This window comes from Herbaspirillum frisingense GSF30 (genome assembly GCF_000300975.2).
GTDB classification, from domain to species: Bacteria; Pseudomonadota; Gammaproteobacteria; order Burkholderiales; family Burkholderiaceae_D; genus Herbaspirillum; species Herbaspirillum frisingense.
Genome location: NZ_AEEC02000003.1, coordinates 47,765 through 74,690 on the forward strand (window position 1 = coordinate 47,765; position 26,926 = coordinate 74,690).

A 26,926-nucleotide genomic window follows, 5' to 3' on the forward strand; every position below is an offset into this window, starting at 1 on the left:
TTATAAGAAAGCTGGCCCTTGAGGAAGTCCAAATTCAAAGAGGAATGATGCATGGAAGGAAAAAAAACGGCACACTCGCGAGTTGGTAGGAATAATTCGTCAGCTATGCGTCAATGAACGCGTACAGCAAGTCATCTCGCCAGTTATTGCATCGCAGCAACATCAGCACATCCGGTGTCGCCTGCCGCAATCAAGACCGATAGATCGTTAGACAGACAGTTCTCATGAGTTTAGTGCCCTTCAGCCATATCAGCGCCCTGCGCTGCCTGGTCATCGACGACATGCCGACGATGCGCCAGAACATCCGCATGCACCTCGGGCAGCTCGGGGTGACCAAGGTGGACCAGGCCGCCACGCCGGATGAGGCTATCCGTTTCGTGCAGTCTGGCACGTATGACCTGATCATCTGCGACTACAACCTGAACAAGGAAAGCAACGGCCAGCAGCTGCTGGAGTTCTTCCGCACCCAGAACATGCTCTCGCCGACCTGCATGTTCATCATGGTCACCGCCGAGAGCGGCTACAACCTTGTGGCCAGCGCCGCCGAGTTCCAGCCGGACGCCTACATGCTCAAGCCGCTGACGGCCAGCCGCATCGCCGAGCGCGTGGACCGCCTGCTGGAAAAGCAGCACGCCATGCTGCCGGTGACCGAGAAGATGAAGCGCAAGGACATCTCCGGTGCCATCCTGGAATGCGACAACGTCCTCAAGGCAGCGCCCAAGTGGATCGTGGAAATCATGAAGACCAAGGGCACGCTGCTCATCGACCAGCGCCGCATCGACGAAGCCCGCGAAGTCTACAAGCAGGCGCTGGCCATGCGCGACGACCTGGTATGGGCCAAGATCGGACTTGCCCGTTGCAACATCGTGGCTGGCCAGATGGACGACGCCCGCATCATCGTGGAAGAAGTGCTGGCGCAGAACAAGCAGTTCATCGCCGCCTACGACCTGCTGGCGCAGATCGACGAGGCACAGGGCAACCAGGAAGGTGCACTGGAGGCGCTCACCAAGTCGTCCGAGATCATCCCTTCGGCGCGCCGCAGTCGCCTGGTGGGTGATGTCGCCTACCGCAGCGGCCACCTGGACCAGGCACGCGAAGCCTATGACAGGGTACTCAAGCACACCAAGGGTTCTCTGACGGCACAGCCCACCGACCTGCTGTCGCTGGCGCAGGTACACGTCGACAGTGGCGACCCCGACGCCGCGCTGCGCCTGCTGGAGGCCGCACCGCGCCGCTACGAGGAATCCAACATCTTCGTCTCGGCGCAGGCCGCTGTCCAGGCGCAGGCCTACGTGCAGCTGGGCGACTCGATCTCGGCCCAGCAGGCGTTCGAGACCGCACGCCAGGCTGCCGCCAAGGAGTCCTCCGACACCACCACGCTGGCGCTGGCCAAGGCCGCCTTCTCGATGGGCAAGGACGAGGAAGGCGCCAAGCTGATCGCCGAGGCCATCAAGTCCGATCACGAAAACACAACCCTCCAGATGCTGGCACGCAAGGTGCTTGCCGATACTGGCCGGGCCGGTCTGGCCGAAGAGCTGATCGACGGTGCCGTCAAGCATTGCATGAGCATCATCGCCGAAGCCAACGCCCTCATGCGCAGCGCCAAGCCGGACGAATCGCTGGCCAAGCTGGAAGAGGCGCTGGCCAGCATGCCCGAGAACACTGGCGTGCTGCTGGCCTCGGCGCAGCTGCATCTGCTGTGGATGAGCCAGCGCGGCTGGAATGAAGAATACGTCAAGCGCGTGCGCCGTTACCTGGCCACGCTGGATCGCCTTATCCCGGGCAACGATAGAGTCGCGAAGATGCACAAGTTCCTGCGCGATACCCTGAGCAAAGTAGCCCCGAAGAGCTGACCATGGACCCCAAGCTTGCCGCGATCATCATTCACGACATCAAAAACTCCCTGGGCGTGCTAGAGGGGGAATTGCGCCGCCTGTCGGACGACGTGCCACGCGCCCAGCAGGCCCATGTCACCTGCCTGGCCCTGCAGGAAAAGCTGATCGCCTTCCTGACGTTGTACAAGGCTGATTCGCAAGGCCTGCGCGCGCAGGTCGAGGCGGTCTCGCCACTGGATTTCCTGGAGGCACTGGCGCGCGAGCAGGCGGTCAGCCGCAGCAGCGAGATCGCCCTGACCGTGGACGAGAGCGATATGCCGGTCATCGGTTTCTTCGACGAACACCTGGTGGCCCTGGCCCTGGAAGCAGCCCTGCAGAACGCCGGGCGTTTTGCCCGCACCCGTATCGTGCTCGGCTGCCGCAAGCATCCGGAAGGCGGGGTGATCTTCACCGTGCGTGACGACGGCCCCGGCATCGGCACCCAGGAAAAGAAGCCCTCGACCGGCCTGGGCATGGACCTGTGCAATGCGATTGCCACCGCCCACAACAAGGAGACGCGCCACGGGGAGGCGCGCCTGTCCAATCATCCGGACGGCGGCGCGCTGTTCGAGCTGTGCCTGCCCTGAAACGGGTCGGCAAAGGCGCGATCGACTGATCGGCTGATCGACCCATGGCGCCAGCGTCACATACGCAAAGCGCATATCCAAGTGTGAAAATAGTCGTTCTGTCACCCGGGCTTCGTGCTTAGAGTGCTGGTTTGTCGCGCCGCTACGCGGGTATGGCCCCATCCGGGTCGTTCACAGGCGGCGTCGCCCTTCCCTATCTCACGAGAACGAATCCATGCGACGAAGACATTTTCTCGGCCTGGCACCGGCCGCGCTCGGCCTGGGTGCGCTGCTGCAGCCGAATGCTCAGGCCCAGAACGATAACAAGACCATCCGCATCGGCTACCAGAAGTCATCCACCCTGCTGACCATCATCAAGGCCAATGGCACACTGGAAAAGCGTCTCGGACCGTCCGGCGCGAAGATCAGCTGGCACGAGTTCACCAGTGGCCTGCCGCTGCTGGAAGCGCTCAATGTCGGCGGTATCGACCTCAGTGCGGACGTTGCCGATACGGTTCCCGTATTCGCCCAGGCGGCCGGGGCCAAGCTGGCCTATGTGGCACAGGAGTCACCCTCGCCATCGGCCCAGGCCATCGTCGTGCGTGTCGATTCGCCGCTGCGCCAGGTGAGCGAACTCAAGGGCAAGAAGATTGCGGTGACCAAGGCTGCCGGCGTGCACTATCTGCTGATCGCCAGCCTGGAAAAGGCGGGCCTGAAATTCAGCGATGTCGATGCCGCCTATCTGTCGCCAGCCGATGGGCGCGCTGCATTCGAACGTGGCAGCGTCGATGCCTGGGTGACCTGGGATCCCTTCCTGGCGGGTGTGCAGCGGCAGTCGCAGGTGCGCATTCTGGCCGATGGGCGCGGCGTGGCAGACTATCAGCGTTACTACCTGGCCTCCGCCAGCTTTGCCCAGGCGCGTCCGGATGTCCTCCAGGTAGTGTTCGATGAATTGAAGAAGGCAGGGATACAAGCCAAGCAACAGCCCGACCAGACGGCTGCCTTCCTGGCGCCGCTCTGGGGGCTCGATGCACAGACCATCGTCCTGGCCAACAGCCGGCGCAGCTATGAGGTGCGCGCCATCAGGCTGGATGCATTGGGCGAACAGCAACGTATCGCCGATACCTTCTTCGCCGCCGGCCTGCTACCCAGAAAGGTCAATTCCAGCGATGTCGCGATCTGGACACCGGGGCAAGGCTGACCATGGACGGCCTGGATCGCATCACCCTTCTGTTGCTGGCTTTTCTGGTTGTGGTGGCGCTGCTGTTTCCGCTTTCGGAAGGACGTGCCCACCGACGCGAAAAGCACAGGCAGGATAGACGGGATGAATGAAACGAGCGCCGCTGATGCGGTGCTTTTTTTTGCGCAAGGCAAGGATGGGATGTCGGTACGAAACAGCTCAAGACGGGAACAGCGTCTTTGCGGAACACTTCCTGAAAAACGACTGGCGTGGAATGCACAAAAAAAACCGCCGGCAAAAGCCGGCGGTAAAACGGACTGGCGACGCTCATCCACTAACCGCCGCCTTCCGCGCCAAACTGATACTTCAAACTGATACTTGCTACATGAACTTCATGGACTGTGGTGCTGCGATCACGCCGACACCGGGTCCAGCTGCTGGATACCTGCCAGCACCCAGCCACCCTGGCCGGCAGCCGGCTTGGACAGGTTCCAGATTTCGGCGAACTGGGCAGGCGAAGCAGTCGGATCTTCCTTGATGAAACCGAAGAACTTGACGCTGGCCAGGTAATCATTGCCCACGGTCTCCACGCCAAGCACTTCAGCATCCAGAGAGACCACATCGGTCTGGTTGGAAGCAGCGCCGCGTTCCTGGATCTGCAGACGCAGCTCGGCGAACATTTCGGGCGTGGTGAATTCACGGATGTCGTTGATGTCGGCCTTGTCCCATGCCGCTTGCAGGCGGATGAAATAGGTCTTGGCATTGCGCACGAAGCCCACCGTGTCGAAGCCCGCCGGGACGCCGTAGGCCGGGACCGCTTCGGCATTGCCGAAACCGCCACCGAAACCACCTTGCGGTGCAGCTGCAGGCGCTTCGCCGGTCTTCAACATCGAGCCGATCTGGGGCGTGGCCGAGGCATTGTCAGAGGCTTGCGGCGCCGCGCCAGCCCAGGCCGGCGTCGGCTGCGAAGCTTCCTGCTTGCGACGGAACAGACGGATCACGAACATGATCGCCAGGGCGATCAGGGCCACGGTCAGGATGGTGCTGATCATGCTGGCCAGGGCGCCACCCAGGCCGAAGTGCGACAGCAGTGCGCCCAGGCCCAGGCCCAGCAGCGCGCCACCCAGCAGGCCCTTCCACATGCTCGGCTTGGCTGCGGCAGCAGCCGGTGCGGCGGCAGGCGCGGCCGGCTTGGCGGCAGCGGCCTGGTTCTGTTGCATCGGGGCAGGACTCTGCGCCTGACGGCTGGCGCCGGAGGACTGTTTGCCGATCGAGCCGCCACCGCCAAGACGCTTGGCTTCGACGGTCGAAATGCCAACAGACAGCGTCATCACCGCCACTATCAGCGCGACAAATGCTTTTTTCATGCTTTCTCCTAGAGGATTCTGATGATGTGATGCGGTCACATCGGCCGTAATTCGTAAAACTGGTGAGGTACCCAGGCTGGTTCAGCGCCGGCGCAGGCAGGCGGGCGCAGGTCGCGAACGCGCATGTCACTGCAGTCGCAGCACGCGTGGCCTCAGGGGTTCAAGGGCAATTCAGCGGGCGCGGCAGGACAGTCGCGCTAGGCGACGGGATCAGGCCCGGGGAGGACGTCCTGCGCGAGGCAGGAAGGGAGGTTGCATGGCGGCATCGCTACGCAGAGCGGGCGCCAGACGGGAAGTTTGCGGCACGACGGCCAGCGACTGGATCAGCACGGGTTCGTCGCCGATGCCCGCGTGCGTGGAAAAATCTTCACCGCTGTCAGCATAACCGGCACCGTCATCGTCATTGACGGCGGCGTCGGCCACCACGGCGTGCGACTGGTCGTCGGTAGCGGCATGGTCAGCCAGGGAAACGGTCTTGGCAGCAAGATGCTGCACCGCCACGGTGGCGTGGGTCCGAACCGGGACGGAGAAATCGGTTGCGGCCATCGAGCTGGCGTACGTCAGCACCGCTGCAAAAACTTGCACCGGTAACAGACAGATCAGCAGAAGGACCCACAAACGTTTCATCAGATTTTCCAGCAAATGATGCGAGAAATTATATCAACAAAAATTGCGCTGGCAGCAAGTAAATGTTGCCGGCCTCGATACTATAAGGCCAAAGCGTCATAGTTCAATGCGCTATCCCGGAATTGTTACATTTCATGCGATCGGCGCATCAAGCTGCCCGGTTTATCAGGATTTCCCTGATTTGCATTGGCAATTGAATTAGTGGAATATGAAGGAAAATTACCATAACAATTCAACCATCCGAGACAAATCAGCCGAGTCCGACTCGCTGACCGATTCCTATGCGCATCCTCCTTGCTGAAGACGACAGCGTACTGGCCGACGGTCTGACCCGGTCCCTGCGCCATTCCGGCTATGCCGCCGATTGTGTCAAGAATGGCGTGGAAGCCGATTCGGCGCTGTCGACCCAGGACTTCGATCTGCTGATCCTGGACCTGGGCCTGCCCAAGATGTCGGGCCTGGAAGTGTTGCGCCGCCTGCGCGCACGCAATTCGCGCCTGCCGGTGCTGATCCTGACGGCCGCCGATTCCGTCGAGCAACGTGTGCAAGGCCTGGACCTGGGCGCCGACGACTATATGGCCAAGCCCTTTGCCCTGTCGGAGCTGGAAGCCCGGGTGCGCGCCCTGACCCGGCGCGGCGCCGGTGGCGGCCCCACCGTGATCAAGCACGGCCCGTTGTCGTTCGACCAGGTCGGTCGCATCGCCTATATCGGCGAGCAGATGCTGGAATTATCGGCGCGGGAACTGGGACTTCTGGAAGTATTATTGCAACGCACGGGTCGCCTGGTCTCCAAGGAACAACTGGTGGACCACCTGTGCGAATGGGGAGAGGAAGTCAGCAACAATGCCATCGAGGTCTATGTCCATCGTCTGCGCAAGAAAATCGAGGTCGGCGGCGTACGTATCGCTACCGTGCGCGGGCTCGGCTATTGCCTGGAAAAACTCCCCGAAGCCGGTACCGCACCGCTGGTGGCATCCAACAGCGTGGCCTGAGCCAACGCCCTCCCCCTCACACATCGCACGCGCGCCCGCGCTGATCCGTCATGACAGCGCGTGATCCCTCCGCCGCAGCGTCCGCCACGCCCGAGCCGCAGACGCAGTCGCACCCCGAAGCCCAGCCCGGCCAGACACCCCGCAAGAAGCGGCGCGCCGCCCTGGCCACGCAACCGGTAGAGCGCATCCAGCGCTCGCTGTTCGGTGAAATCCTCGACTGGATGCTGGCCCCGCTGCTGCTGCTGTGGCCGATGAGCATCGCCATCACTTACCTGATCGCCCAATCGATCGCCAACCAGCCCTTCGACCGTGCCCTGGAAGACAGTGTCACCGTACTCGCCCAGCAGGTCTCCGAAGTCAACGGCAAGGTGGTCGCGCGCCTGCCGGTCTCGGCCCGCGACCTGCTGCGCGCCGACGACATCGACAACATCTACTACAAGGTCACCGGCCCCAACGGCGAATATGTGGAAGGCGACGTCGACATGCCGCAGCCGCCGGCAGAAGAAGATCGCAGCACCATCGGTACCGTGCAGTTCCGCAACGACATCCTGCACGGCAGCGATGTGCGCATCGCCATGCTGCAGGTGGACCTGCGTCGTAGTCCGGCCCAGCGCGCCGCGCAGCGCGAGCCGCGACTGGCCACGGTCCAGGTCGGCGAGACCCTGGAAAAACGCGCCCAGCTGGCCAACGAAATCATCAAAGGCGTGATCCTGCCGCAGTTCGTGATCCTGCCGGTCGCACTGGCGCTGGTGTGGTTCGCACTCTCGCGTGGCCTGTCGCCCCTGTCCGAATTGCAGCAGCGCATCCGCGCGCGCCGGCCGGATGACCTCTCACCCATCGACTCCGGCCAGGTACCCGAGGAAATCTCGCCCCTGGTCCGGTCGCTCAACGACATGCTGGCGCGCCTGTCGCAGACCATCGCCATCCAGAAACGCTTCATCGCCGACGCCGCACACCAGATGAAGACCCCGCTGGCCGGCATGCGCATGCAATCCGAACTGGCCCTGCGCCAGGATGATCAGGTGGATGTGCGCCGCTCGCTGGAACAACTGGCCAAGAGTTCGGAAACCGCCACCCGCCTGGTCAACCAGCTGCTGTCGCTGGCCCGCGCCGAGAACCAGCAATCGCAGTCCGGCGGCATGGCCGCACTGGAATTGAACGAACTGGCCCGCAGCGTGGTGCAGGAGTGGGTGCCGATGTCCTTCACCCAGCGCATCGACCTGGGTTTCGAGCAGCCCAACCATCCCATCATGATCACCGGCAACGCCATCATGCTGCGCGAGCTCTTGTCCAACCTGCTGGACAATGCCCTGCATTACACGCCGCATGACGGCAGCGGCCGCGTCACCGTGCGCGCCCGCACCGACGAAGGGGGCGGCCTGGCCATCCTGGAAGTGGAAGACAACGGCCCCGGCATCCCCGCCGCCGAGCGCGCCAACGTGTTCGAGCGCTTCTATCGCATCCTCGGCACACCCAGCACCGGCAGCGGCCTGGGCCTGGCCATCGTGCGCGAGATCGCCCAGCAGCACGATGCCGCCGTCGAGATCACCCACAACCCGCGCAGCACCGATCCCAAACAACCGGGCAGCCTGTTCCGCGTGAGCTTTCGCATGATGCCCAATACGCCTTTCCTAGACGACATCACCTGACATGGACCACGGCTCCCCTCCCCTCGACCCCGGCAACCAATGGCACCGCACGCGCCGCATGACCGGATGGCTGCTGGCGCTGTGGTTCCTGGCCACGTTCTTCTTCATCTACTTCGCCCGCGAACTGGACCAGGTACACCTGTTCGGCTGGCCGATCTCCTTCTACATGGCGGCGCAGGGCATGATGCTGATCTACCTGGCCATCGTCGTCATCTACGTACGGCGCATGCGGCGCATCGAACAACTGGTCAGACGTGAACAAGGCGAGCCCTGGCATGGAGAGTAACAAGGACTTTTTCCGGCGCCTATGCCGCTACTACGGTTTCTACACGCTGGGCTTCATCGCCTTCCTGTGCGTGCTGGCCATCCTGGAACGCGAAGGCATGCCACGTTCCTGGATCGGCTACCTGTTCCTGTTCGTCACCATCGGTCTGTATGCCGGCATCGGCGTGGTCTGCCGCACCTCCGACGTGCCCGAATACTATGTGGCCGGACGGCGCGTGCCACCCCTCTTCAATGGCATGGCCACCGCCGCCGACTGGATCTCGGCCGCCACCTTCATCAGCCTGGCCGGCGGCCTCTACCTGCAGGGCTTCGACGGCCTGGCCTACATCCTCGGCTGGACCGGGGGCTATTGCCTGGTGGCGCTGCTGATCGCGCCCTACCTGCGCAAATTCGGCCAGTACACCATCGCCGACTTCCTCGCTGCGCGTTATCCCGGCCGCGCCGGCAGCCATGGCGTCAACTTCATCCGCATCCTCGCGGTGGCGGCCACCATCCTCATCTCCTTTACCTATGTGGTGGCGCAGATCTATGGCGTGGGCCTGATCACATCACGCTTCACCGGCATCGATTTTTCCATCGGCATCTTCCTCGGGCTGGCCAGCATCCTGGTGTGCTCCTTTCTGGGCGGCATGCGTGCCATCACCTGGACCCAGGTGGCGCAATACATCATCATCCTGTTCGCCTACCTGATCCCGGTGATCTGGCTTTCCGCCAAGCACGCAACGGTGCCGGTGCCGCCGGTGGCCTACGGCGCGGTGCTGCCCAAGCTCAGCGCCATGGAACACAAGCTGGAAGACGATCCCAAGGAAAAGGAAGTCCGCCAGATCTTCCAGGCCCGCGCCGACGACTACGAACGGCGGCTGCGCAACCTGCCGCAATCCTGGCTCGATGGCCGGGTGGAAGCGCAGAACCAGGCCGACCAGATCCGCCGTGATGTGCACGCGTCCCTGGCCGACATCAAGGCCGCCAGTCGCACGCTGTCGGCCTACCCAAAGTCGCCCGAGGAAGCCGAACGCAAATGGACCGAAGCCCGCGCCGCCAACCTGGCCCGAGCGCAACCGCCGGTCTCGCAGACCGAACCCTTCCCCGGGCGCGACAAACAGAGTTCCGACATCAAGCGCAACAATTTCCTGGCGCTGGTGTTCTGCCTGATGCTCGGCACGGCGGCACTGCCGCACATCCTCATGCGCTACTACACCACGCCCACCGTGGCCGGCGCGCGCAGTTCGGTCTTCTGGACCCTGTTCTTCATCATGCTGATCTACCTCACCGTGCCGGCCCTGACGGTGCTGGTGAAGTACGACATCTATACCTCGCTGGTGGGCAGCAGCTACAGCCACCTGCCGGACTGGGTCTATTACTGGGGCAACATGGACAAGCTCAATCCGCTGCTCTCCATCAATGACCTGAACCGCGACGGGCTGGTGCAACTGGGCGAGATTTCCATGGATGGCGACATCATCGTGCTGGCCATGCCCGAGATTGCCGGCCTGCCCTATTTCGTGTCCGGCCTGGTGGCTGCAGGTGGCCTGGCGGCGGCGCTGTCGACCGCCGACGGCCTGTTGCTGACCATTTCCAATGCGCTCTCGCACGATGTCTATTACAAGGTGGTCGACCCCAGTGCGTCGACCCAGAAGCGGGTGACCATTTCCAAGCTGCTGTTACTGGTGGTGGCGCTGCTGGCAGCCTACGCGGCCTCGCTCAAGCCGGGCGATATCCTGTCGATGGTGGGCGCAGCGTTTTCGCTGGCCGCCTCGACGCTGTTCCCGGCACTGGTATTGGGGGTGTTCTGGAAACGCGCCAACCAGGCCGGCGCGATTGCCGGCATCGTGTGCGGCTTCCTGATGTGCGTGTACTACATGCTGCACACCAACCCGTCATTCGGCGGCAGTGCAGCCGGACAGTGGTTCCACATCGCACCGATCTCGGCGGGCATCTTTGGCGTGCCGGTGGGCATGGCGGCCATGGTCATCGTCAGCCTGCTCACGCCGCCACCGGATGAGGCCACCATCGCGCTGATCGACCATATCCGCACGCCCTGAGCGCGGAGCATCACCTCAGATCGACAGCTGCAGCCCTCGCGCCTCTTCGCCCGGCATGACGGTGACCGCCACTTGCATGGTCTGCTGGCCGCCGCCGATGAGGACACCACGCAGCGGCGAGATATCCAGGAAATCGCGGCCCCAGCCCAGCGTGATATGGCTGGTATCGGGGAAGACGCCATTGGTCGGATCGGCATCGACCCAGCTGCCCTCGCCCCCTGCGGGGTCGGGGCAATACACCGACACCCAGGCATGCGAAGCATCGGCGCCGATCAGGCGTGGCTGCCCCGGTGGCGGTTCGGTCAGCAGATAGCCGCTGACATAGCGCGCCGCCAGGCCGATGGAGCGCAGACAGGACAGCATCAGGTGCGCAAAGTCCTGGCAGACCCCGCGCCGGTTGACGAAGACCTCGGTCACCGGAGTGGAGACAGTGGTAGCAGTCGGATCGAACGCGAACTCTTCATGGATACGCATCATCAGCGCACGTACCCCCTCCACCACCGACACACCCGGCACGAAGCACTCAGCCGCATACCGGATGAATTCACGCTTGATGCGCACGTGCGAGGATTCGAACAGGAAGTTGGATGCGTCCAGCATCCCCGGCGCCATCATCCGCCCGCCGTGATAGGCCATCAACATCGCCGCCTCGTCCCAGGCCATGCTCTCCTGCGGCTGGCCACGGGGTGTCAAGGCGACCCAGGAATCGGCCTGCACATCCAGGCTGGTGTGGTCCGTATCGAGGGAAAAGGCCTTGATGATATTGCCGAAATTGTCCGCATAACTGCGCACCAGCTGGGGTGCCGGCAGCACGTTGACGGTATGCGACAGGCACTGCTGCCAGGGCAGTTCGCGTGGTGTCAGGTGCAGCACCTGATGCGACAGGCGTACCGGTAGCGCATAGCCGTAATGGGTCTGGTGGTGGATGCGATAGACCACGCGCTGGCTATCCGCACTCATCTCAGACCCCCTGGCTGACCGGTGCGGTCAGCGGCGTGAAGTAATGACGCGACAGGTCATCGGAGAGCATGTAGCCGCCGCTGACCGCATCGCGCATCAGTTGCACCAGGCGTGCATTGGCTTGCTCCATGTTGGGATGATCGTGGGCGAATTCGTTCAGGTTCATCGCCTCCAGCTGGCTGGACAGGTGCGTGGGGATGCTCATGCTGAGCAGGCCGAGCTGCTGGGCGATATCGCTGATGTATTGCTGCAGCATGCGGAACTGGTAGGCCATGCCATGCGGATTGCTGACATCGAACACCAGCAGGTGCAACACCGGCAGCCATTCCGGCGTGCGGCGATAGCGCACCCGATAGGTCACGATACTGCTGGCCGCCTCCAGCAGCCACGACAGCGCCGCCGTCTGGCGCTGCGGCGGCAACCGCAGGAAGTTGTCGAACAGCGCGGCCATGTTGGCCATGCGCTCGATGTGACGGCCCACCATCAGGAACTGCCAGCCGGCATCGCGCGTCATGTCGTCCAGCGCATGTCCGGCCAGACCGGAACAGGCATCGATCACATTGCCCAGCACATGCTGGGCTGCAGCCGGGGTATGGATGCGTTCCTGCACCATGGCCGGCATCTTGGTCAGCGCATGCCAGTTGTCCAGCGAAAGATGTTCCCGCACCTGATAGGCGGCATTGGCCAGCTGTCGCAATTGCGTGGCCACGCTGACCGGCACCGACGGATCGATCACCGCCGCCTGCAGGCTCTGCTGCAGGCCGGTGATGGTCGGTCGTGGTTCCGACTTGGGCATCTGCACGCCGAGCTGGCTGCAGATCCATGAAACGCTACCCAGCATGCCCCGGCTTTCGCTCTGGCCATCAAGGGTGAATTCCAGCGTGGTCCGCAACAGGCGCGAGAGATTCTTCACCCGCTCCGAATACCGCCCCATCCAGAACAGGTTTTCACCAGAGTGCGACGACACATCGACCGTGCCCTTGATGACGGTGACGTTGTTGACACCCTGAACGACCTCCACAGCACTCGGCGCCCACTGCTCCGCCTCGCGCAACACCCACACATCCTTGCTGGTGCCCCCCTGCTGCATCGACACCACATCCCGCCGCTGGCGCGGCGCCACCCGGGTCAGGCCCCCCGGCATCACCTGGTAGCCGCCTTCGCCATCGGCCACTGCGAACACGCGCAGGCTGATGGTGCGGTTCATCAGGCGATAGTCACCGCTGCGCGACATCACCGGTGCCTGCGACAGGCGCACCCATTCCTGCGCCGCATAGGCGTGCGGCTGCAGTTGCAGGCTTTCGATCAGGCGCCGGCGCGCCGTGCCGGTAAGGGCATGGCCGAACACCGGCTGCATGCGCATCGAGGAAAACGCCGGCACGATCACCAGATCATCGAGATGCGCCAGTGTGTAATCCAGCGCAGGTTTTTCACCGCACCACCACGACGCCACCGAAGGCAGCATCAGCGGCTCGCCAAACAGCCGCTCGTTGATCGCCGGCAGGAAACCGTGCAGCGCGGTCGACTCCAGCACGCCGCTGCCCAGCGAATTGGCGATCACCACATTGCCCAGGCGCGCCGCCTGCGTCAGCCCCGGTACGCCCAACGCCGAATCGGCGCGCAACTCCAGCGGATCGCAGTAGTCGTCGTCCATGCGGCGCAGGATGGCATGCACGCGACGAAGGCCATTCAGGGTCTTCAGGAACACCTGCTCGCCACGCACCGTCAGGTCCACCCCTTCCACCAGCGGAAAGCCCAGCGTATGCGCCAGGAAGGCATGTTCGGAATAGGTTTCGTTGTAAGGGCCGGGGGTGAGCAGCACGATCAGCGGCACCTCGCCCTCGGACGGTGCCAGGCGCGTCAGCATCGCGCGCAGCGTATGGAAGTAGCGATGCGGCGACTCCACATGCATGTCGCGCAGCGCCTCCGGCATGGCACGCGCCATGATCTGGCGGTTCTGTAGCGCATACCCGGTGCCGGACGGTCCCTGGGTACGATCCGAGACCACCCACCAGGTACCGTCGGCCGAGCGTGCCAGGTCGATCGCATAGGCATGCAGATGCACGCCGCCCGGCGGCTGCCAGCCATGGCAGGGCATCAGGTAACCGTGCTGGCCGAACACCAGCGCCGGCGGCAACAAACCCTCGGCGATCAACGACTGCGGCCCGTAGATGTCGGACAGCAGGCCGTTCATCAGCCGCGCCCGCTGCGCTACGGCGCGCTCCAGGAAATCCCATTCCTCCGAGGACACCAGGTGTGGCAGCAGATCCAGCTCCCATGGGCGATTGGCGCCCTTGGGATCGGCATAGACGTTGTAGGTCACGCCATCGGAAGCGATGGCGTCACGCACCTCGTTGGCACGCCGGCGCAACATCTCCGGCGAGAGGTTTTCAAGCTGGTCGATCAGCGTTCGCCAGTGCGGGCGCAGGCGGCCGTCGGCCGCCAGCATCTCGTCGAAACGATCGCTGGCTACCGAATAGCTCTCCAGTAGACGCTGGTGCATAGGTCATTGGCGGCCAGGCTGCGCTGCGCGACGGCCTGCATCGCGCAGCGCCAGAGGCGGCAAGACGCCGCGCCCGGCTCAGTTTTAGAAGTAGCGTAAGTCTAACGTAAAAGGAAACTCGATAGACGGCCGCGCCGGGGTGACTCGCAATTTTCCCGGGGTATGGTTCATGCGGAAGTAGCGCGCCAGGCGGCGACTTTCCGCCTCGAAGGCATTGACCGGGAAGGTCTCGTAGTTGCGTCCGCCCGGATGCACCACGTGGTACTGGCAACCGCCCAGGCTGCGGCCGTTCCAGGTATCGACCAGATCGAAGGTCAGCGGTGAATCCACCGGGATGGTCGGATGCAGCGCCGACGGCGGCTGCCAGGCGCGGTAACGTATGCCCGAGACGAACTGTCCGACCGTGCCAGTGGGCTGCAACGGCACCGAGACACCATTGCAGGTCAGCACGTAGCGATCCGAGGCCATGCCGCTGACCTTGACCTGCAGGCGCTCCAGCGAGGAATCGACATAGCGCGCGGTACCGCCGCCGCTGTTCTCCTCGCCCAGTACGTGCCAGGGTTCCAGCGCCGTGCGCAATTCGATCTGCATGCCCTTGACGGCATAGTCGCCGATCTTGGGGCAACGGAATTCCATGTGCGGCGCGAACCACTCGGCGCGCATGGGATAGCCGGCCTCGTTCATGTCGGCCATCACATCGGCAAAGTCCTGTTCGATGAAATGCGGCAACAGGAAGCGGTCATGCAGCTCGGTTCCCCAGCGCACCAGGCGCGCCGGCTTGTACGGGTCCTTCCAGAAACGCGCCACCAGGCCGCGCAGCAGCAGTTGCTGGGTCAGGCTCATGCGCGCATGTGGCGGCATCTCGAAGGCGCGCAATTCCAGCAGACCCAGGCGACCGGTGGCACTGTCGGGGGAATACATCTTGTCGATGCAGAACTCGGCGCGGTGCGTATTGCCGGTGACGTCGATCAAGAGATTGCGCAACAGCCGGTCCACCAGCCAGGGGGGGCAATCCCCCTTGGCGACCTGCTTGTCCATCTCGGCAAAGGCCAGTTCGATTTCCACCGTCGAGTCGTTGCGCGCTTCGTCGATGCGCGGCGCCTGCGAGGTCGGACCGATGAACATGCCCGAGAACAGGTAGGACAGCGAGGGATGGTTGTGCCAGTAGGAAATCAGGCTGCGCAACAGGTCCGGCCGGCGCAGGAATGGCGAATCGCTGGTGGTGATGCCGCCCAGCACCATGTGGTTGCCGCCGCCGGTGCCGGAGTGATGGCCATCCAGCATGAACTTCTCGGTCGTCAGACGCGAGGCGCGGGCAGCGTCGTACAGGTGCGTGGTCTGCTCGACCAGTTCGCTCCAGTTGTTGGCCGGCTGGATGTTGACCTCGATCACGCCCGGGTCGGGGGTGACGCTGAACTTGCGCAGGCGTGGATCATTGGGCGGCTCGTAGCCTTCCAGCAGCACCGGCTGCTTCAGTTCCTCGGCCACGGCCTCGATGGCGGCCACGAGTTCAAGATAATGTTCCAGTTGCGACAGTGGCGGCATGAAGAGGTAGAGCACGCCATTGCGCACTTCGGCGCAAAGTGCAGTGCGGGTGATCCAGTTGGCCGACTCGAAGCTGGCCGGCGCCGCCTGGGTGGCAGTCGTTTCCCTACCGACGGTACCGGCAGTGCCGATCTTGCCCTCAGCGCCCCCGCCGATGGCCGCTCCCATGCTGCTGGCCCTGTCAACGCGACCACCTGGCTCCTGGGGGCTACCCAACTGACGACGGATCTCAGTATTGCTGGGCAAGGGTCGGAAGCTCTGGGCGGGATCGGCCGGATACACCGCCGGGTATTCCCCTTCCTTGACCCACGGCAGCGAATCCAGCGGCATGCGATAACCCAGCGGCGAATCGCCCGGATACAGATAGCAGCGCTCGCTGCGCAGGAACCATGCTCCGCTCTGCCAGCCGCGTCCGTCATCGCGTCGCGCCAGCGGCAGCACATGCCCCACGGCGCTTTGCAGGCCCTGCGTGAAGACACGCATCAGGCGTTCACGTTCCTGCTTGTCATCCACCCGCGAGTCGAAGGGGTCGACATTGCCCGGCAGGCGGCGCTCGCGCCACATGTAGTAGAACACGTCTTCGTAAGCGGGGAAGACGTTCTTGCCATCCACCTTCAGTCGCTGCGCCACGCGGTGCAGGAAGTGGCTGGTCACGATCTTGTCGGTCACGTTGGGCTTGGTCTCGTCACCGATCAGGGCCGGGTTCATCCAGATCGGCTCGCCATCGCGACGCCAGTAGCAATTGAGCGCCCAGCGCGGCAGTTGCTCACCGGGGTACCACTTGCCCTGGCCGAAGTGCGGCAGGCCCTGTGCCGCATACTTGTCGCGCATGCGGTGGTACAACTCGGCCGCCAGCGGCTTCTTGGTCGGCCCCATGGCGGCAGTATTCCATTCCGGCTCGTCCGGATGATCCAGCGAAACGAAGGTCGGCTCGCCGCCCATGGTCAGGCGCACGTCATTGGCCTGGAGGTCGGCGTCGATGGCATGACCCAGCTGTTCGATCGCGGCCCACTGCTCCTCGGTATAGGGCTTGGTCACACGCGGCGCTTCCCAGATGCGCTTGACCGACATCAGGTGTTCGAACTCCACTTCGCAGGGATCGACCAGGCCACTCACCGGCGCGGCCGACGCCGGCTCCGGCGTGCAGGACAAGGGGATGTGTCCTTCGCCGGCAAACAGGCCCGAGGTCGGGTCCAGCCCCACCCAGCCGGCACCCGGCAGGTAGACCTCGCACCAGGCGTGCAGGTCGGTGAAATCGGCCTCGGGGCCGGAAGGACCATCAAGCGACTTCTGGTCGGCCGTCAGCTGGATCAGGTAGCCGGAGACGAAACGCGCCGCCAGCCCCAGGTGGCGCAGCAACTGCACCAGCAACCAGGACGAATCGCGGCAGGAGCCGGACTGCAGTTCCAGCGTTTCTTCCGGCGTCTGCACGCCCGGTTCCATGCGGATGGTGTAGCCGATGTGCGAAGCCAGCTTCTGGTTCAGCGCCACCAGGAAGTTGGCACTGCCCACCTTCTCGCGCGGAACACTGTCCAGGAATTTCTTGAACAGCGGCGACAGCGGCAGCTTCTGCCGGTACGGCATCAGTTCGTTCTGCAGGTCCTTGGCGTACTCGAAGGGGAATTGCTCGGCATACGGCTCAAGGAAGAAATCGAAGGGATTGATGACCGACATCTCGGCCACCAGATCGACTTCGATCTTGAATTCAGTGGTCTTCTCCGGGAACACCAGGCGTGCCAGGTAGTTTGATTCCGGGTCCTGCTGCCAGTTGATGAAATGTGGCTCGGGCAAAACCCGCAGCGAATAGCTCAGGATGCGCGTACGACTATGCGGAGCGGGACGCAAGCGGATGACTTGCGGTCCCAGGTTGATGGCACGGTCGTACTTGTAAGAGGTGACATGGTTCAGGGCCACGTGGATCGACATGGAATTCCTTTACGACAAGCAATGGTTCAAGCACAGGGCTTGGTTGTTGGCGACATGCAGTGACAGACGCAGAGCCCCGTCATGCATACCTTGTTTTTCTTACCGCCTGATTACTTTTCTGAAGACATCCTGAAGGCGACCTCGCTGTGAGTGTAAGTGAGACTGTAAGTGCCCGGCCTGCGACAACCTGGATTTCTGATCCGGAAAACCAGGTCTTCAACAAGACGGGACAGGCGCCGAAGGCTCACCTGTGATGCATATTAATGAAATCCCGCAGACGCGGATAGATTTCGTTTTCCCAGCGCCGGCCATTGAAGACGCCGTAATGCCCGACCGCCGTCTGAACATGGTGCATGCGCATATAGGGCCGGATGTTGCTGCACATTTCCTGTGCGGCCACGGTCTGGCCGACGGCGCAGATGTCGTCCTTCTCGCCTTCGATGGTGAACAGCGCGGTGCGGCGAATGGCACGTGGCTCCACCACACGCTCGCGATAGGTCAGCTTGCCCAGCGGCAGCGCATGTTCCTGGAAGACCGTGCGCACCGTTTCCAGGTAGAACTCGGCCGGCAGGTCGGACATGGCGAAGTACTCTTCGTAGAAATCCTTGATCTGCGCCGCCTGCGCCTCCTCGCCCTCGACCAGATGATGGTAGAGCTTGCGGAAGGCGTCGACGTGGCGGTTCAGGTTCATGTTCATGAACGCCCCCAGCTGCACGAAGCCCGGATAGACGCGCCGCCCCGCACCCGCATGGCGTGCCGGCACGGTACTGATCATGTTCTTCTCGAACCAGGCGATGGGCTTGCTCTTGGCCAGCGCATTGACGGCGGTCGGATTGACCCGGGTATCGAGCGGCCCCGCCATCAGGGTCATGGTGCGCGGCTGGGCCGGATGGTTTTCCTCGGCCATGACCGATGCCGCAGTCAACGCCGCCACCGTGGGCTGGCACACCGCCAGCAGGTGGGCGCCCGGCCCCAGCACGGTGAGGAACTGGATCACATGGGAAACGTATTCATCCAGGCCGAAAGGGCCATGCTCCAGGGCGATGTCGCGTGCATTGCGCCAGTCGGTGATGTAGACGTCGTGGTCACGCAGCAAGGTCTTGACGGTACCGCGCAGCAGCGTGGCGAAGTGGCCCGACATGGGCGCCACTACCAGCACCTTGGGCTGATGGGCTGAAGTTTCCTTGCGGAAATGCAGCAATCCACAGAAGGGCGTACCGGCGACTTCTTCCTCGTGCACCGCAATTGTGCGTCCACCGTCGACCACCTCGCCGATGGCGAAGGGTGGGCGGGCATGGGTCAGCTGCGTGCGCGCAAAGACCTCGCAGGCCGACGCCATCTTGCGCAGATAGGGCTGGGCCGGCACGCCGGGCCAGGTCATGCCCAGCATGGGCGCCATCATGCGGGCACAGGCCCGCAGTGGATCGGTGGCGTCGGCGTAGTTCTGGTAGAGCTGATAGGTATTGATCATGAAAACGCCGCCCTCGGGAGTGTCTCTTCTTGGTTTCCTTGACTGCCGCTCGCTGACCACGGGATGCAATTGTCGTGCCATTGCCGTGCCATCGATGGGCCGCAAACGCCGCCGCCCACCGCTTTTCCAGGCCCTGCACCGGCATTGATGGCCGCACGGAAACCCCGCGGTCGGGCAGGCGGGCATTTCCCGCGAGCTGGCACAAGCTTTGCAAGCAATCCCCTCGCATGCCGGTGACCGGCCTGTGCCTTTCCTGACGCGCAGACAGGAAGGGCTGATCAAGATGATGAAGATGACACCGCCGCTCACGCGGCAGCGTGCCCAAAGTCAACCTGCACAAAACAGAAAAAGGACTGACATGCCTAAGACGACTTTGCGCATCACCAGCAAGAACTACTCCTCGTGGTCCCTGCGCGGCTGGCTCATGGCCAGGTTCGCAGGGCTCTCCTTCGAGGAAGACATCGTGCCGCCGGACGACCCGTCGGCACGGGCAGAGATCCTGCTCCTGTCTTCCTCCATCCTGGTACCCAGCCTCCACCATGGCGATGTACTGGTATGGGATACGCTGGCCATTGCCGAATATCTCAACGAAATCCGCCCCGGCGCCAAGCTGCTGCCCTCCGACCTGGCCGCCCGCGCCCATTGCCGCTCGGTCTGCGGCGAAATGCATTCCGGCTTCTCGGCCCTGCGCGCAGCGCTGCCGATGAATCTCAAGGGACACTTCCCCAACTTCAAGGTGTGGTCGCGCGCGGAAGCCGACATCGTGCGCATCACCACCATCTGGAAGGAATGCCTGGCCAAGTACGGCGGGCCTTTCCTGTTCGGCGAACAACGCACCATGGCCGATGCCATGTATGCCCCGGTGGTCACGCGCTTCATGACCTATGACGTCAAACTCGATCCCGTCTGCACCGCCTATGCCAAGCGCATCATGGCCATGCCGGAGATGCAGGAATGGATCACCGCCGCCAAGAAGGAGCCGGAGGATATCGACGAGCTCGACGTGGAATTCTAGGGCGCTGCATTGAAGAGGATCGCGCCCGTTTTTTGTCGCAGGCCCATTGCGGGAGACCGCAGAAAGGATGGATGTGATGAATACCGTAGCTGATGCAAGCGTACTGGCGCAAAACACCTTCTCGCATGTGAGCGAGGGCGACACGCCCTATGAAACGGGCGGACTGCGCGACTTCTTCCTCTACCGCGACCTGGGCATCGCCGCCGCCACCGGCGGCCAGGTGGTAGCGCAGCTGGTCAAGGCCAACATGGCACCCGAGACCGGCACCGGATGGCATCGGCACGAGGCCAACTTCCACATCGTCATCATGCTCAAGGGCTGGGCGCGCTTCATGTACGACACCGAGGTCACGCTGGTCAAGGCCGGCGACTGCGTGCACCAGCGACCGGGCATCGTGCACTTCCTGTTCGACTATTCGCCGGACATGGAGTACCTGGAAATCGTCAGTCCGGCCGACTTCAAGACCATCGACATGCCGGCGCCCTGCGAGGTACCCGCACCCACTCCATGGAACAACTGAAGCCAATGCGGGTCTGCAGGACATGGCTGCAGACCCGCGCATGAGAGGAGCAAAAGCGTGCAATTTTCCACTGTCAAAAATTTCAGGGCTCTGTTAGTCTTTCTTCGTGCACGCCCCCTCTGGCGTGCCGCTGCAGTCCCCTAGGGTCATTGCTTCACGCTGCAATCCCGCTGGTGTTTTGCCGTACCTACCGCCTCTGTTTTCGTTACAACCTACTTAGAAAGATTCCCGCTCCCCACGGGAACGCGAAGCAAACCTATGGCACATTTTTTTGATGAGATGTATTCAGGAGGCTCCGGCAGCGAAGATCGTGAAGTGCGTCAGCACTATGCAGAATTCGCCAGCTGGCTTTCCGCGCAATCGCCGGAAATCATCGCCCGCAAACGTGCCGAATCCGACCTGATCTTCCGCCGCGTCGGCATTACCTTCGCCGTCTATGGAAACGATGCCGGCACCGAACGCCTGATCCCCTTCGACATCATCCCGCGCATCATCCACAAGGCCGAATGGGCCAAGCTGGAAGCCGGGCTGGTCCAGCGCGTCAAGGCGCTCAACATGTTCATCCACGACATCTACCACGAGCAGAAGATCGTCAAGGCCGGCATCATCCCGCCCGAGCAGATCTTCCAGAACGCCCAGTACCGGCGCGAGATGCAGGATGTGAACGTGGTCAACGACATCTACGCACACATCGCCGGGGTCGACATCGTGCGCGCCGGCGAGGGTGAGTTCTACGTGCTGGAAGACAATCTGCGCGTGCCTTCCGGCGTGTCCTACATGCTGGAAAACCGCAAGATGATGATGCGGCTCTTCCCCGATCTCTTCAAGCGCCACAAGATCGCGCCGGTCGATCACTATCCCGACCTGCTGCTGGACAATCTGCGCTCGGTGGCCCCTGCCGGCGTGACCGATCCGACGGTGGTGGTGATGACACCGGGCATGTACAACTCGGCCTACTTCGAGCATGCCTTCCTGGCCCAGCAGATGGGCGTGGAACTGGTCGAAGGCCAGGACCTGTTCGTCAAGGACAACGTGGTCTACATGCGCACCACGCGCGGCCCCAAGCGGGTCGACGTGATCTACCGCCGCATCGACGACGACTTCCTCGATCCGCTGGCCTTCCGTCCCGATTCGGCGCTGGGCGTACCGGGACTGCTGCAGGCCTATCGCGCCGGCAAGGTCACATTGACCAATGCCATCGGTACCGGCGTGGCCGACGACAAGTCGATCTATCCCTACGTGCCGGACATGGTGCGTTTCTACCTTTCCGAAGAACCCATCCTCAACAACGTGCCCACCTACCAGTGCCGCAAGAAGGAGGACCTCTCCTACACGCTGGCCAACCTGGAAAAGCTGGTGGTCAAGGAAGTCCACGGCGCCGGCGGCTACGGCATGCTGGTCGGCCCGGCCTCGACCAGGCAGGAGATCGAGGACTTCCGCGCCCGCATCATCGCCAAGCCTGACGGCTACATCGCCCAGCCCACGCTGGCCCTCTCCGTCTGCCCGACCTATGTGGAGTCCGGCATCGCGCCGCGCCACCTGGACCTGCGCCCGTTCGTGCTGTCGGGCAAGCAGATCACGATGGTCAAGGGCGGCTTGACGCGCGTGGCCTTGAAGGAAGGCTCGCTGGTGGTGAACTCGTCGCAGGGCGGCGGCACCAAGGACACCTGGATTCTGGAGAAATAACGATGTTGAGCCGCACCGCCGATCACCTCTTCTGGATGGCCCGCTACACCGAGCGCGCCGAGAACACCGCCCGCATGCTCGATGTGCATGTACAGACCGCGCTGCTGCCGCAATCGACCGACGACGCCGAGCAGGGCTGGCGCGCCGTGTTGGGCATCTCGGAACTGCTCTACGGCTACAACCAGAAATACGACAAGCTCACGCAGAAGGACGTCATCGACTTCATGGTGCGCGATCCCAACAACCCGTCGTCGATCGCCTCCTGCCTGCGCCAGGCCCGCGAGAATGCGCGTGCCGTGCGCGGCGCGCTGACCACGGAAGCCTGGGAAATCCAGAACGCCACCTGGATCAAGATGCAGTCCTACCTGCAGACCAATGCGCTGGAGCAGAACCCCAGCGATTTCTTCGAGTGGGTCAAGCATCGCTCGCACCTGTCACGGGGCGTGACCATCGGCACCATGCTGGAGGATGAGGCCTTCCACTTCATCCGCCTGGGGACCTTCCTGGAACGTGCCGACAACACCGCGCGCATCATCGACGTCAAGTTCCACGGCGCCAAGGAAGCGCAGTCGCAGAAGCAGAACGGCCAAGCGCAATCCCAATCGCAGTCCCAATCACAGAGCCAGGCCGCACGCGACGAAGCCGGGCAACTGGACTTCTACTACTGGGCCGCGATCCTACGTTCGGTGTCCGGCTTCGAGATCTACCGCAAGGTCTATCGTGACGTCATCACCCCCGAGCGCGTGGCCGAACTGCTGATCCTGCGCGCCGACATGCCGCGCTCGCTGCTGGCCTGCATGGGCAATGTGATCTCCAACCTGCACCATGTGCGCAACGATGTCTCGGCCGACACCGAGCGCTTCGCCGGCAAGCTCCATGCCGACCTGAAGTTCGCCCGCATCGAGGAAATCCTGGAAGCCGGTCTGCACGACACCCTGACCGAATTCCTGGAACGCATCTTCGAGCTGGGCAATCGCATCAGCCGCGATTTTCTTGTTCCTTTGGCAGCGTAAGTGGCCCCGGCTGTGCTCTGCAGCATGAGAAAGGAGCACAGCCGCTGTCATCTTTTCCGGAAACAGGCCGTTACTGTAGGTACGTCACGACAGATGCCCCCGGTGCGCAAGCTCTGGCGCCGGGCCTTACGGTAAAATCCGGCTTTACGTTTCCAAGTACCAAGATTCCATCATGACCTACTGCGTAGCCATGCGCCTCAACAGCGGCCTGGTGTTCCTGTCCGATTCTCGTACCAATGCGGGTGTCGATCATATCGGCACCTTCCGCAAGATGAGTGTTTACGAGAATCCGGGCGACCGCGTCATGGTCTTGATGACCGCCGGCAACCTGTCGATTTCGCAATCCATCCGCCAGATGCTGACCGAGCGCACCAATGCCGAGGGCCGCAGCATCTGGACTGCGACCTCCATGTACGAAGCGGCCCAGATCCTGGGCGACGCCATCCGCGCCGTGCATGACCGCGAAGCGGCCGAGCTCAACAAGTTCGGCATCGACTTCAACGTCAGCATCATCTTCGGCGGCCAGATCCGCGGCGAGCGCTGCCGCCTGTTCCAGATGTACTCGGCCGGCAACTTCATCGAGTCGCACGACGAGAACACCTATTTCCAGATCGGCGAATCCAAGTACGGCAAGCCCATCATCGATCGCGTGGTGACTCCGCAGACCTCGCTGGACGAAGCCGCCAAGTGTGCGTTGATCTCCATGGATTCCACGCTGAAGTCCAACATCTCGGTGGGCCTGCCGCTGGACCTGCTGGTCTATGAGAGCGAAGACCTGGCCGTGACCCGTTTCGTCACCATCGACGAGCAGAACCAGTATTTCCAGATGATCCGCCGCAGCTGGGGTTCGCAGTTGCGACGCGTCTTCGAGGCCATCGACGACCCGGTCTGGGATGCCCTGCCGGAAGACACGCTCAATGTCCTCTCGACCGCCTCCGACATCAGCGAACCGGTGCGCGTGCCGCCGCCCAATGGCATGGCCCGCGGCGTACAGACGGGGCCGCGACAGATCCTGGCAGAGCAGGATGGGGATGTGGGACAGGCGGGCTGAGGGTACGCCCCCCGAATTTCCTTGAAGAAACTTGTTCTCGTGTTTCTTGAAACACGACGAACACTCGACTATTGCCGGATTGCTGACTACCGTTCGTCCTGAGTAGCGGCGTTGCCGCGTATCGAAGGCGCGCCCCGGATTGTCGCAACAGGCTGCCGTATATTGGCCGGAGCGTCTTCGATACGGCCCTATGGGCCTACTCAGTCCGAACGGGTGAAGTTGTTTCAAGGGCGAGCCTAGTTCGGGCTTCTCGCGGATCACCTCTGCTGCCTGGAATGGCCGACATAGAAAAGGCTGCATTCAATTCAATGAATGCAGCCTTTTATCTTTATAAATCGTTAAAACGATTTATATCGCTGATTGAACACATCGGTCAGCGATCACACCATTCAACGCACGATGGTCTGCGCTTCACCCTCGGCGCGGGCGCGGATGGTACCGATGCGGTAGACGGTCTCGCCCGCAGCCTTCAGGTGGGCTTCGGCGGCGTCCGCGTTTTCCTTGGAGACGATCACGGTCATGCCGATGCCGCAGTTGAAGACGCGGTGCATTTCTGCATCGGCCACGCCCCCATGCTGCTGCAGCCAGGTGAACAGCGGCGGCATGGTCCAGGACTTGGCATCCAGTTCGGCGGTCAGGTGGTCCTGCAGTACGCGCGGGATGTTCTCGACCAGGCCGCCACCGGTGATGTGGACCATGCCCTTGACTTCCAGCTTTTCCATCAGCGACAGCAGCGGCTTGACGTAGATGCGGGTCGGGGCCATCAGCACGTCGGCCAGCTTGCGGCCGTGGAAGTCGGCTTCCAGGTCCGGCTTGGCCACGTCCAGGATCTTGCGCACCAGCGAGTAGCCGTTGGAGTGCGCGCCCGAGGAAGCCAGGCCCAGCACCACGTCGCCCGGAGCGATCTTGGTGCCGTCGATGATCTTGGATTTTTCCACCGCGCCGACGGCAAAGCCGGCCAGGTCGTATTCACCGTCCGGGTACATGCTGGGCATTTCGGCAGTTTCACCACCGATCAGGGCGCAACCGGCCTGTTCGCAGCCAGCGGCGATACCCTTGATCACATCGGTGGCCGAAGGCACGTCCAGCTTGCCGCAGGCAAAGTAATCCAGGAAGAACAGCGGCTCGGCGCCCTGTACCAGGATGTCGTTGACGCTCATGGCCACCAGGTCGATACCGACCGTATCGTGACGATTCAGGTGGAACGCCAGCTTGAGCTTGGTACCCACGCCGTCGGTCCCGGACACCAGCACCGGCTCCTTGAACTTCTTGCTGATCTCGAACAGGGCGCCGAAACCGCCAATGCCGCCCAGCACGCCTTCGCGGGTAGTGCGCTTGGCGAAAGGCTTGATCGCTTCGACCAGGGCGTCACCGGCATCGATATCGACGCCAGCGTCACGGTAGGAGAGGGAGACATTGGAAGGTGAAGTCATGATGAAATATTGCCAGTGAAGACGGTAAAATAGGGGATTCAGGGTGGAGAATGCCCTGCCAAAGCGTGATTTTAACAAAACCGACACTCCCGAACTCCGAATCCATGCCTTTTTCTTTGTCCGAAGAGCAAAAACAAAACCTGGCGTGGCTGATTGTCGGCATTTTGCTATTGTCCCTGCTGGTGGCGCTGGGGCCGATGCTGTCCCCTTTCGTCGCTGCCGGCATCCTCGGCTATGCACTCAACCCGGGCGTGGACTGGATCGCCAGCCGCCGGCTGGGCCCGGTGCGGGTGCCGCGCTTCGTGGGCGTGACCATCATGGTGTTGCTGCTGATCCTGGCCGGCCTGGCGCTGGTGCTGATCGTGGTGCCGCTGGTGCTGCGCCAGATCCCGTTGCTGCAGGCCCAGGTGCCGCCGCTGCTGGACAAGCTGAACGCCTTCCTCTCGCCGCGGCTGCACCAGCTGGGCATCGACGTGCGCCTGGACATGGCCGGCATCAAGGCCCTGCTCACGCAGCAGATCAGCACCAGCGGCGACGAGCTGTGGAGTTCAGTGCTGGCCTCGGCCCGGGTGGGCGGCACGGCGTTGCTGGCGTGGCTGGCCAACCTGCTGTTCGTGCCGATGGTGCTGTTCTACCTGTTGCAGGACTGGCATCCCTTCCTCAAGCGGGTGCAGATCATGATTCCGCGCCGCTGGGCCGGTCGCGTCAATACCATGGCCGCCGAGGTCGATGGCCTGCTGGGACAGTATCTGCGCGGACAATTGCTGGTGATGCTGGTGCTGGCAGTCTATTATTCGGTTGCGCTCACGGTGGCAGGCTTCGACAGCGCGCTGCCGGTGGGCGTATTGACCGGCTTGCTGGTATTCATCCCCTACGTCGGTTTCGGCCTGGGGCTGGTGCTGGCGGTCCTGGCGGCGATCCTGCAGTTCGATGGTGCCATCGGCCTGCTGTGGGTGGCCTTGATTTATGGCGTGGGACAGGTGCTGGAAAGCTTCATCCTCACGCCCAAGCTGGTGGGCGAGCGTATCGGCCTGCATCCGCTGGTCGTGATTTTCGCCCTGCTGGCCTTTGGCCAGCTGTTCGGCTTCGTCGGCGTGCTGCTGGCGCTGCCGGCCTCGGCCATTGTCTCGGTGATCGCCATGCATGTGCGGCGCGAGTACCTGGCCAGCAATTTTTACAACCGCTAGATAGAGTGTCCATGTCTTATCACAGCCTCCATGC

At 62.8% G+C, this 26,926-nt stretch carries 21 protein-coding genes; 14 read left to right on the forward strand and 7 right to left on the reverse strand.

Going from position 1 to position 26,926, the window contains the following annotated elements; translation table 11 throughout:
• Positions 1 to 224 precede the first annotated feature (224 nt).
• The 4 genes from HFRIS_RS03035 (at position 225) to HFRIS_RS25145 (ending at position 3,995) form a co-directional block, all read left to right on the forward strand.
• A complete protein-coding gene (locus tag HFRIS_RS03035; protein ID WP_039874154.1) occupies positions 225 to 1,853 on the forward strand; it encodes a tetratricopeptide repeat-containing response regulator in 1,629 nt (542 codons plus the stop codon).
• A gap of 2 nt (positions 1,854 to 1,855) precedes the next feature.
• The gene (locus HFRIS_RS03040) at positions 1,856 to 2,461 is read left to right on the forward strand and encodes a sensor histidine kinase (RefSeq protein ID WP_006461754.1); all 606 of its coding nucleotides are present in this window, start codon (positions 1,856 to 1,858) and stop codon (positions 2,459 to 2,461) included.
• 214 nt (positions 2,462 to 2,675) lie between these two features.
• Complete coding sequence (locus tag HFRIS_RS03045; RefSeq protein ID WP_006461755.1) at positions 2,676 to 3,641, forward strand: aliphatic sulfonate ABC transporter substrate-binding protein; 966 nt, start codon at positions 2,676 to 2,678, stop codon at positions 3,639 to 3,641.
• A gap of 123 nt (positions 3,642 to 3,764) precedes the next feature.
• The gene (locus HFRIS_RS25145) at positions 3,765 to 3,995 is read left to right on the forward strand and encodes a hypothetical protein (RefSeq protein ID WP_152486618.1); all 231 of its coding nucleotides are present in this window, start codon (positions 3,765 to 3,767) and stop codon (positions 3,993 to 3,995) included.
• A gap of 38 nt (positions 3,996 to 4,033) precedes the next feature.
• Here the strand turns inward: HFRIS_RS25145 and HFRIS_RS03050 are convergent, their stop codons facing one another.
• Both HFRIS_RS03050 and HFRIS_RS03055 read right to left on the reverse strand, forming a co-directional pair.
• Positions 4,034 to 4,987: a Tim44 domain-containing protein gene (locus HFRIS_RS03050; RefSeq protein WP_006461756.1), complete on the reverse strand. Its 954-nt coding sequence runs from the start codon at positions 4,985 to 4,987 to the stop codon at positions 4,034 to 4,036.
• A gap of 210 nt (positions 4,988 to 5,197) precedes the next feature.
• Complete coding sequence (locus HFRIS_RS03055; RefSeq protein ID WP_006461757.1) at positions 5,198 to 5,614, reverse strand: hypothetical protein; 417 nt, start codon at positions 5,612 to 5,614, stop codon at positions 5,198 to 5,200.
• A gap of 281 nt (positions 5,615 to 5,895) precedes the next feature.
• On the opposite strand from HFRIS_RS03055, the gene HFRIS_RS03060 reads away from it, so the two are divergent.
• From HFRIS_RS03060 to HFRIS_RS03075, 4 genes are read left to right on the forward strand one after another with little or no spacing between them, the layout of a single operon-like run.
• Positions 5,896 to 6,606, forward strand: a complete 711-nt coding sequence (locus HFRIS_RS03060) for a response regulator (protein ID WP_006461758.1) — start codon at positions 5,896 to 5,898, stop codon at positions 6,604 to 6,606.
• Positions 6,607 to 6,656: 50 nt separating this feature from the next.
• Positions 6,657 to 8,255, forward strand: coding sequence for a sensor histidine kinase (locus HFRIS_RS03065; protein WP_006461759.1), 1,599 nt, complete (start codon positions 6,657 to 6,659; stop codon positions 8,253 to 8,255).
• Position 8,256: 1 nt separating this feature from the next.
• Entirely contained in the window at positions 8,257 to 8,541 is a 285-nt protein-coding gene (locus HFRIS_RS03070; RefSeq protein ID WP_039874156.1) for a DUF4212 domain-containing protein, read from the forward strand.
• Positions 8,531 to 10,582, forward strand: coding sequence for a sodium:solute symporter family protein (locus tag HFRIS_RS03075; protein ID WP_006461762.1), 2,052 nt, complete (start codon positions 8,531 to 8,533; stop codon positions 10,580 to 10,582). The genes HFRIS_RS03070 and HFRIS_RS03075 overlap by 11 nt, the downstream gene beginning before the upstream one ends.
• A 15-nt stretch (positions 10,583 to 10,597) precedes the next feature.
• Here the strand turns inward: HFRIS_RS03075 and HFRIS_RS03080 are convergent, their stop codons facing one another.
• The 4 genes from HFRIS_RS03080 to HFRIS_RS03095 all read right to left on the reverse strand — a co-directional run bounded on the left by HFRIS_RS03080 (position 10,598) and on the right by HFRIS_RS03095 (position 18,987).
• Positions 10,598 to 11,542 (reverse strand): transglutaminase family protein, encoded by a 945-nt coding sequence (locus HFRIS_RS03080; RefSeq protein WP_006461764.1) that lies wholly within the window; start codon positions 11,540 to 11,542, stop codon positions 10,598 to 10,600.
• A gap of 1 nt (position 11,543) precedes the next feature.
• On the reverse strand, positions 11,544 to 14,045 hold the full coding sequence (locus tag HFRIS_RS03085) for a circularly permuted type 2 ATP-grasp protein (protein ID WP_006461766.1): 2,502 nt from the start codon (positions 14,043 to 14,045) through the stop codon (positions 11,544 to 11,546).
• A gap of 84 nt (positions 14,046 to 14,129) precedes the next feature.
• Positions 14,130 to 17,516 (reverse strand): transglutaminase family protein, encoded by a 3,387-nt coding sequence (locus HFRIS_RS03090; protein ID WP_006461767.1) that lies wholly within the window; start codon positions 17,514 to 17,516, stop codon positions 14,130 to 14,132.
• 244 nt (positions 17,517 to 17,760) lie between these two features.
• Entirely contained in the window at positions 17,761 to 18,987 is a 1,227-nt protein-coding gene (locus HFRIS_RS03095) for a polyhydroxyalkanoate depolymerase (protein ID WP_006461768.1), read from the reverse strand.
• Positions 18,988 to 19,345: 358 nt separating this feature from the next.
• Here HFRIS_RS03095 and HFRIS_RS03100 point away from each other — a divergent pair, with 358 nt between their 5' ends.
• The 5 genes from HFRIS_RS03100 to HFRIS_RS03120 all read left to right on the forward strand — a co-directional run bounded on the left by HFRIS_RS03100 (position 19,346) and on the right by HFRIS_RS03120 (position 24,272).
• Positions 19,346 to 20,002: a glutathione S-transferase family protein gene (locus tag HFRIS_RS03100; RefSeq protein WP_006461769.1), complete on the forward strand. Its 657-nt coding sequence runs from the start codon at positions 19,346 to 19,348 to the stop codon at positions 20,000 to 20,002.
• Between the two features lie 76 nt (positions 20,003 to 20,078).
• Entirely contained in the window at positions 20,079 to 20,522 is a 444-nt protein-coding gene (locus tag HFRIS_RS03105; protein WP_006461770.1) for a cupin domain-containing protein, read from the forward strand.
• A 258-nt stretch (positions 20,523 to 20,780) separates the two neighbouring features.
• Positions 20,781 to 22,208, forward strand: coding sequence for a circularly permuted type 2 ATP-grasp protein (locus HFRIS_RS03110; RefSeq protein WP_006461771.1), 1,428 nt, complete (start codon positions 20,781 to 20,783; stop codon positions 22,206 to 22,208).
• A gap of 2 nt (positions 22,209 to 22,210) precedes the next feature.
• Positions 22,211 to 23,221: an alpha-E domain-containing protein gene (locus HFRIS_RS03115; protein WP_006461772.1), complete on the forward strand. Its 1,011-nt coding sequence runs from the start codon at positions 22,211 to 22,213 to the stop codon at positions 23,219 to 23,221.
• A gap of 172 nt (positions 23,222 to 23,393) precedes the next feature.
• Positions 23,394 to 24,272, forward strand: a complete 879-nt coding sequence (locus HFRIS_RS03120) for a proteasome-type protease (protein WP_006461773.1) — start codon at positions 23,394 to 23,396, stop codon at positions 24,270 to 24,272.
• Positions 24,273 to 24,661: 389 nt separating this feature from the next.
• On the opposite strand, the gene purM is transcribed toward HFRIS_RS03120, so the two are convergent.
• Positions 24,662 to 25,705, reverse strand: coding sequence for a phosphoribosylformylglycinamidine cyclo-ligase (purM, locus tag HFRIS_RS03125; protein ID WP_006461774.1), 1,044 nt, complete (start codon positions 25,703 to 25,705; stop codon positions 24,662 to 24,664).
• Between the two features lie 104 nt (positions 25,706 to 25,809).
• Here purM and HFRIS_RS03130 point away from each other — a divergent pair, with 104 nt between their 5' ends.
• Positions 25,810 to 26,892, forward strand: a complete 1,083-nt coding sequence (locus HFRIS_RS03130; protein WP_039874161.1) for an AI-2E family transporter — start codon at positions 25,810 to 25,812, stop codon at positions 26,890 to 26,892.
• Positions 26,893 to 26,926 lie beyond the last annotated feature (34 nt).

Excerpts from the sequence above, each read along its gene's own strand:
- HFRIS_RS03035 (WP_039874154.1), top strand. The coding sequence starts at position 225 with ATGAGTTTAGTGCCCTTCAGCCATATCAGCGCCCTGCGCTGCCTGGTC.
- HFRIS_RS03040 (WP_006461754.1), top strand. The coding sequence starts at position 1,856 with ATGGACCCCAAGCTTGCCGCGATCATCATTCACGACATCAAAAACTCC.
- HFRIS_RS03045 (WP_006461755.1), top strand. The coding sequence starts at position 2,676 with ATGCGACGAAGACATTTTCTCGGCCTGGCACCGGCCGCGCTCGGCCTG.
- HFRIS_RS25145 (WP_152486618.1), top strand. The coding sequence starts at position 3,765 with ATGAATGAAACGAGCGCCGCTGATGCGGTGCTTTTTTTTGCGCAAGGC.
- HFRIS_RS03050 (WP_006461756.1), bottom strand. The coding sequence starts at position 4,987 with ATGAAAAAAGCATTTGTCGCGCTGATAGTGGCGGTGATGACGCTGTCT.
- HFRIS_RS03055 (WP_006461757.1), bottom strand. The coding sequence starts at position 5,614 with ATGAAACGTTTGTGGGTCCTTCTGCTGATCTGTCTGTTACCGGTGCAA.
- HFRIS_RS03060 (WP_006461758.1), top strand. The coding sequence starts at position 5,896 with ATGCGCATCCTCCTTGCTGAAGACGACAGCGTACTGGCCGACGGTCTG.
- HFRIS_RS03065 (WP_006461759.1), top strand. The coding sequence starts at position 6,657 with ATGACAGCGCGTGATCCCTCCGCCGCAGCGTCCGCCACGCCCGAGCCG.
- HFRIS_RS03070 (WP_039874156.1), top strand. The coding sequence starts at position 8,257 with ATGGACCACGGCTCCCCTCCCCTCGACCCCGGCAACCAATGGCACCGC.
- HFRIS_RS03075 (WP_006461762.1), top strand. The coding sequence starts at position 8,531 with ATGGAGAGTAACAAGGACTTTTTCCGGCGCCTATGCCGCTACTACGGT.
- HFRIS_RS03080 (WP_006461764.1), bottom strand. The coding sequence starts at position 11,542 with ATGAGTGCGGATAGCCAGCGCGTGGTCTATCGCATCCACCACCAGACC.
- HFRIS_RS03085 (WP_006461766.1), bottom strand. The coding sequence starts at position 14,045 with ATGCACCAGCGTCTACTGGAGAGCTATTCGGTAGCCAGCGATCGTTTC.
- HFRIS_RS03090 (WP_006461767.1), bottom strand. The coding sequence starts at position 17,516 with ATGTCGATCCACGTGGCCCTGAACCATGTCACCTCTTACAAGTACGAC.
- HFRIS_RS03095 (WP_006461768.1), bottom strand. The coding sequence starts at position 18,987 with ATGATCAATACCTATCAGCTCTACCAGAACTACGCCGACGCCACCGAT.
- HFRIS_RS03100 (WP_006461769.1), top strand. The coding sequence starts at position 19,346 with ATGCCTAAGACGACTTTGCGCATCACCAGCAAGAACTACTCCTCGTGG.
- HFRIS_RS03105 (WP_006461770.1), top strand. The coding sequence starts at position 20,079 with ATGAATACCGTAGCTGATGCAAGCGTACTGGCGCAAAACACCTTCTCG.
- HFRIS_RS03110 (WP_006461771.1), top strand. The coding sequence starts at position 20,781 with ATGGCACATTTTTTTGATGAGATGTATTCAGGAGGCTCCGGCAGCGAA.
- HFRIS_RS03115 (WP_006461772.1), top strand. The coding sequence starts at position 22,211 with ATGTTGAGCCGCACCGCCGATCACCTCTTCTGGATGGCCCGCTACACC.
- HFRIS_RS03120 (WP_006461773.1), top strand. The coding sequence starts at position 23,394 with ATGACCTACTGCGTAGCCATGCGCCTCAACAGCGGCCTGGTGTTCCTG.
- purM (WP_006461774.1), bottom strand. The coding sequence starts at position 25,705 with ATGACTTCACCTTCCAATGTCTCCCTCTCCTACCGTGACGCTGGCGTC.
- HFRIS_RS03130 (WP_039874161.1), top strand. The coding sequence starts at position 25,810 with ATGCCTTTTTCTTTGTCCGAAGAGCAAAAACAAAACCTGGCGTGGCTG.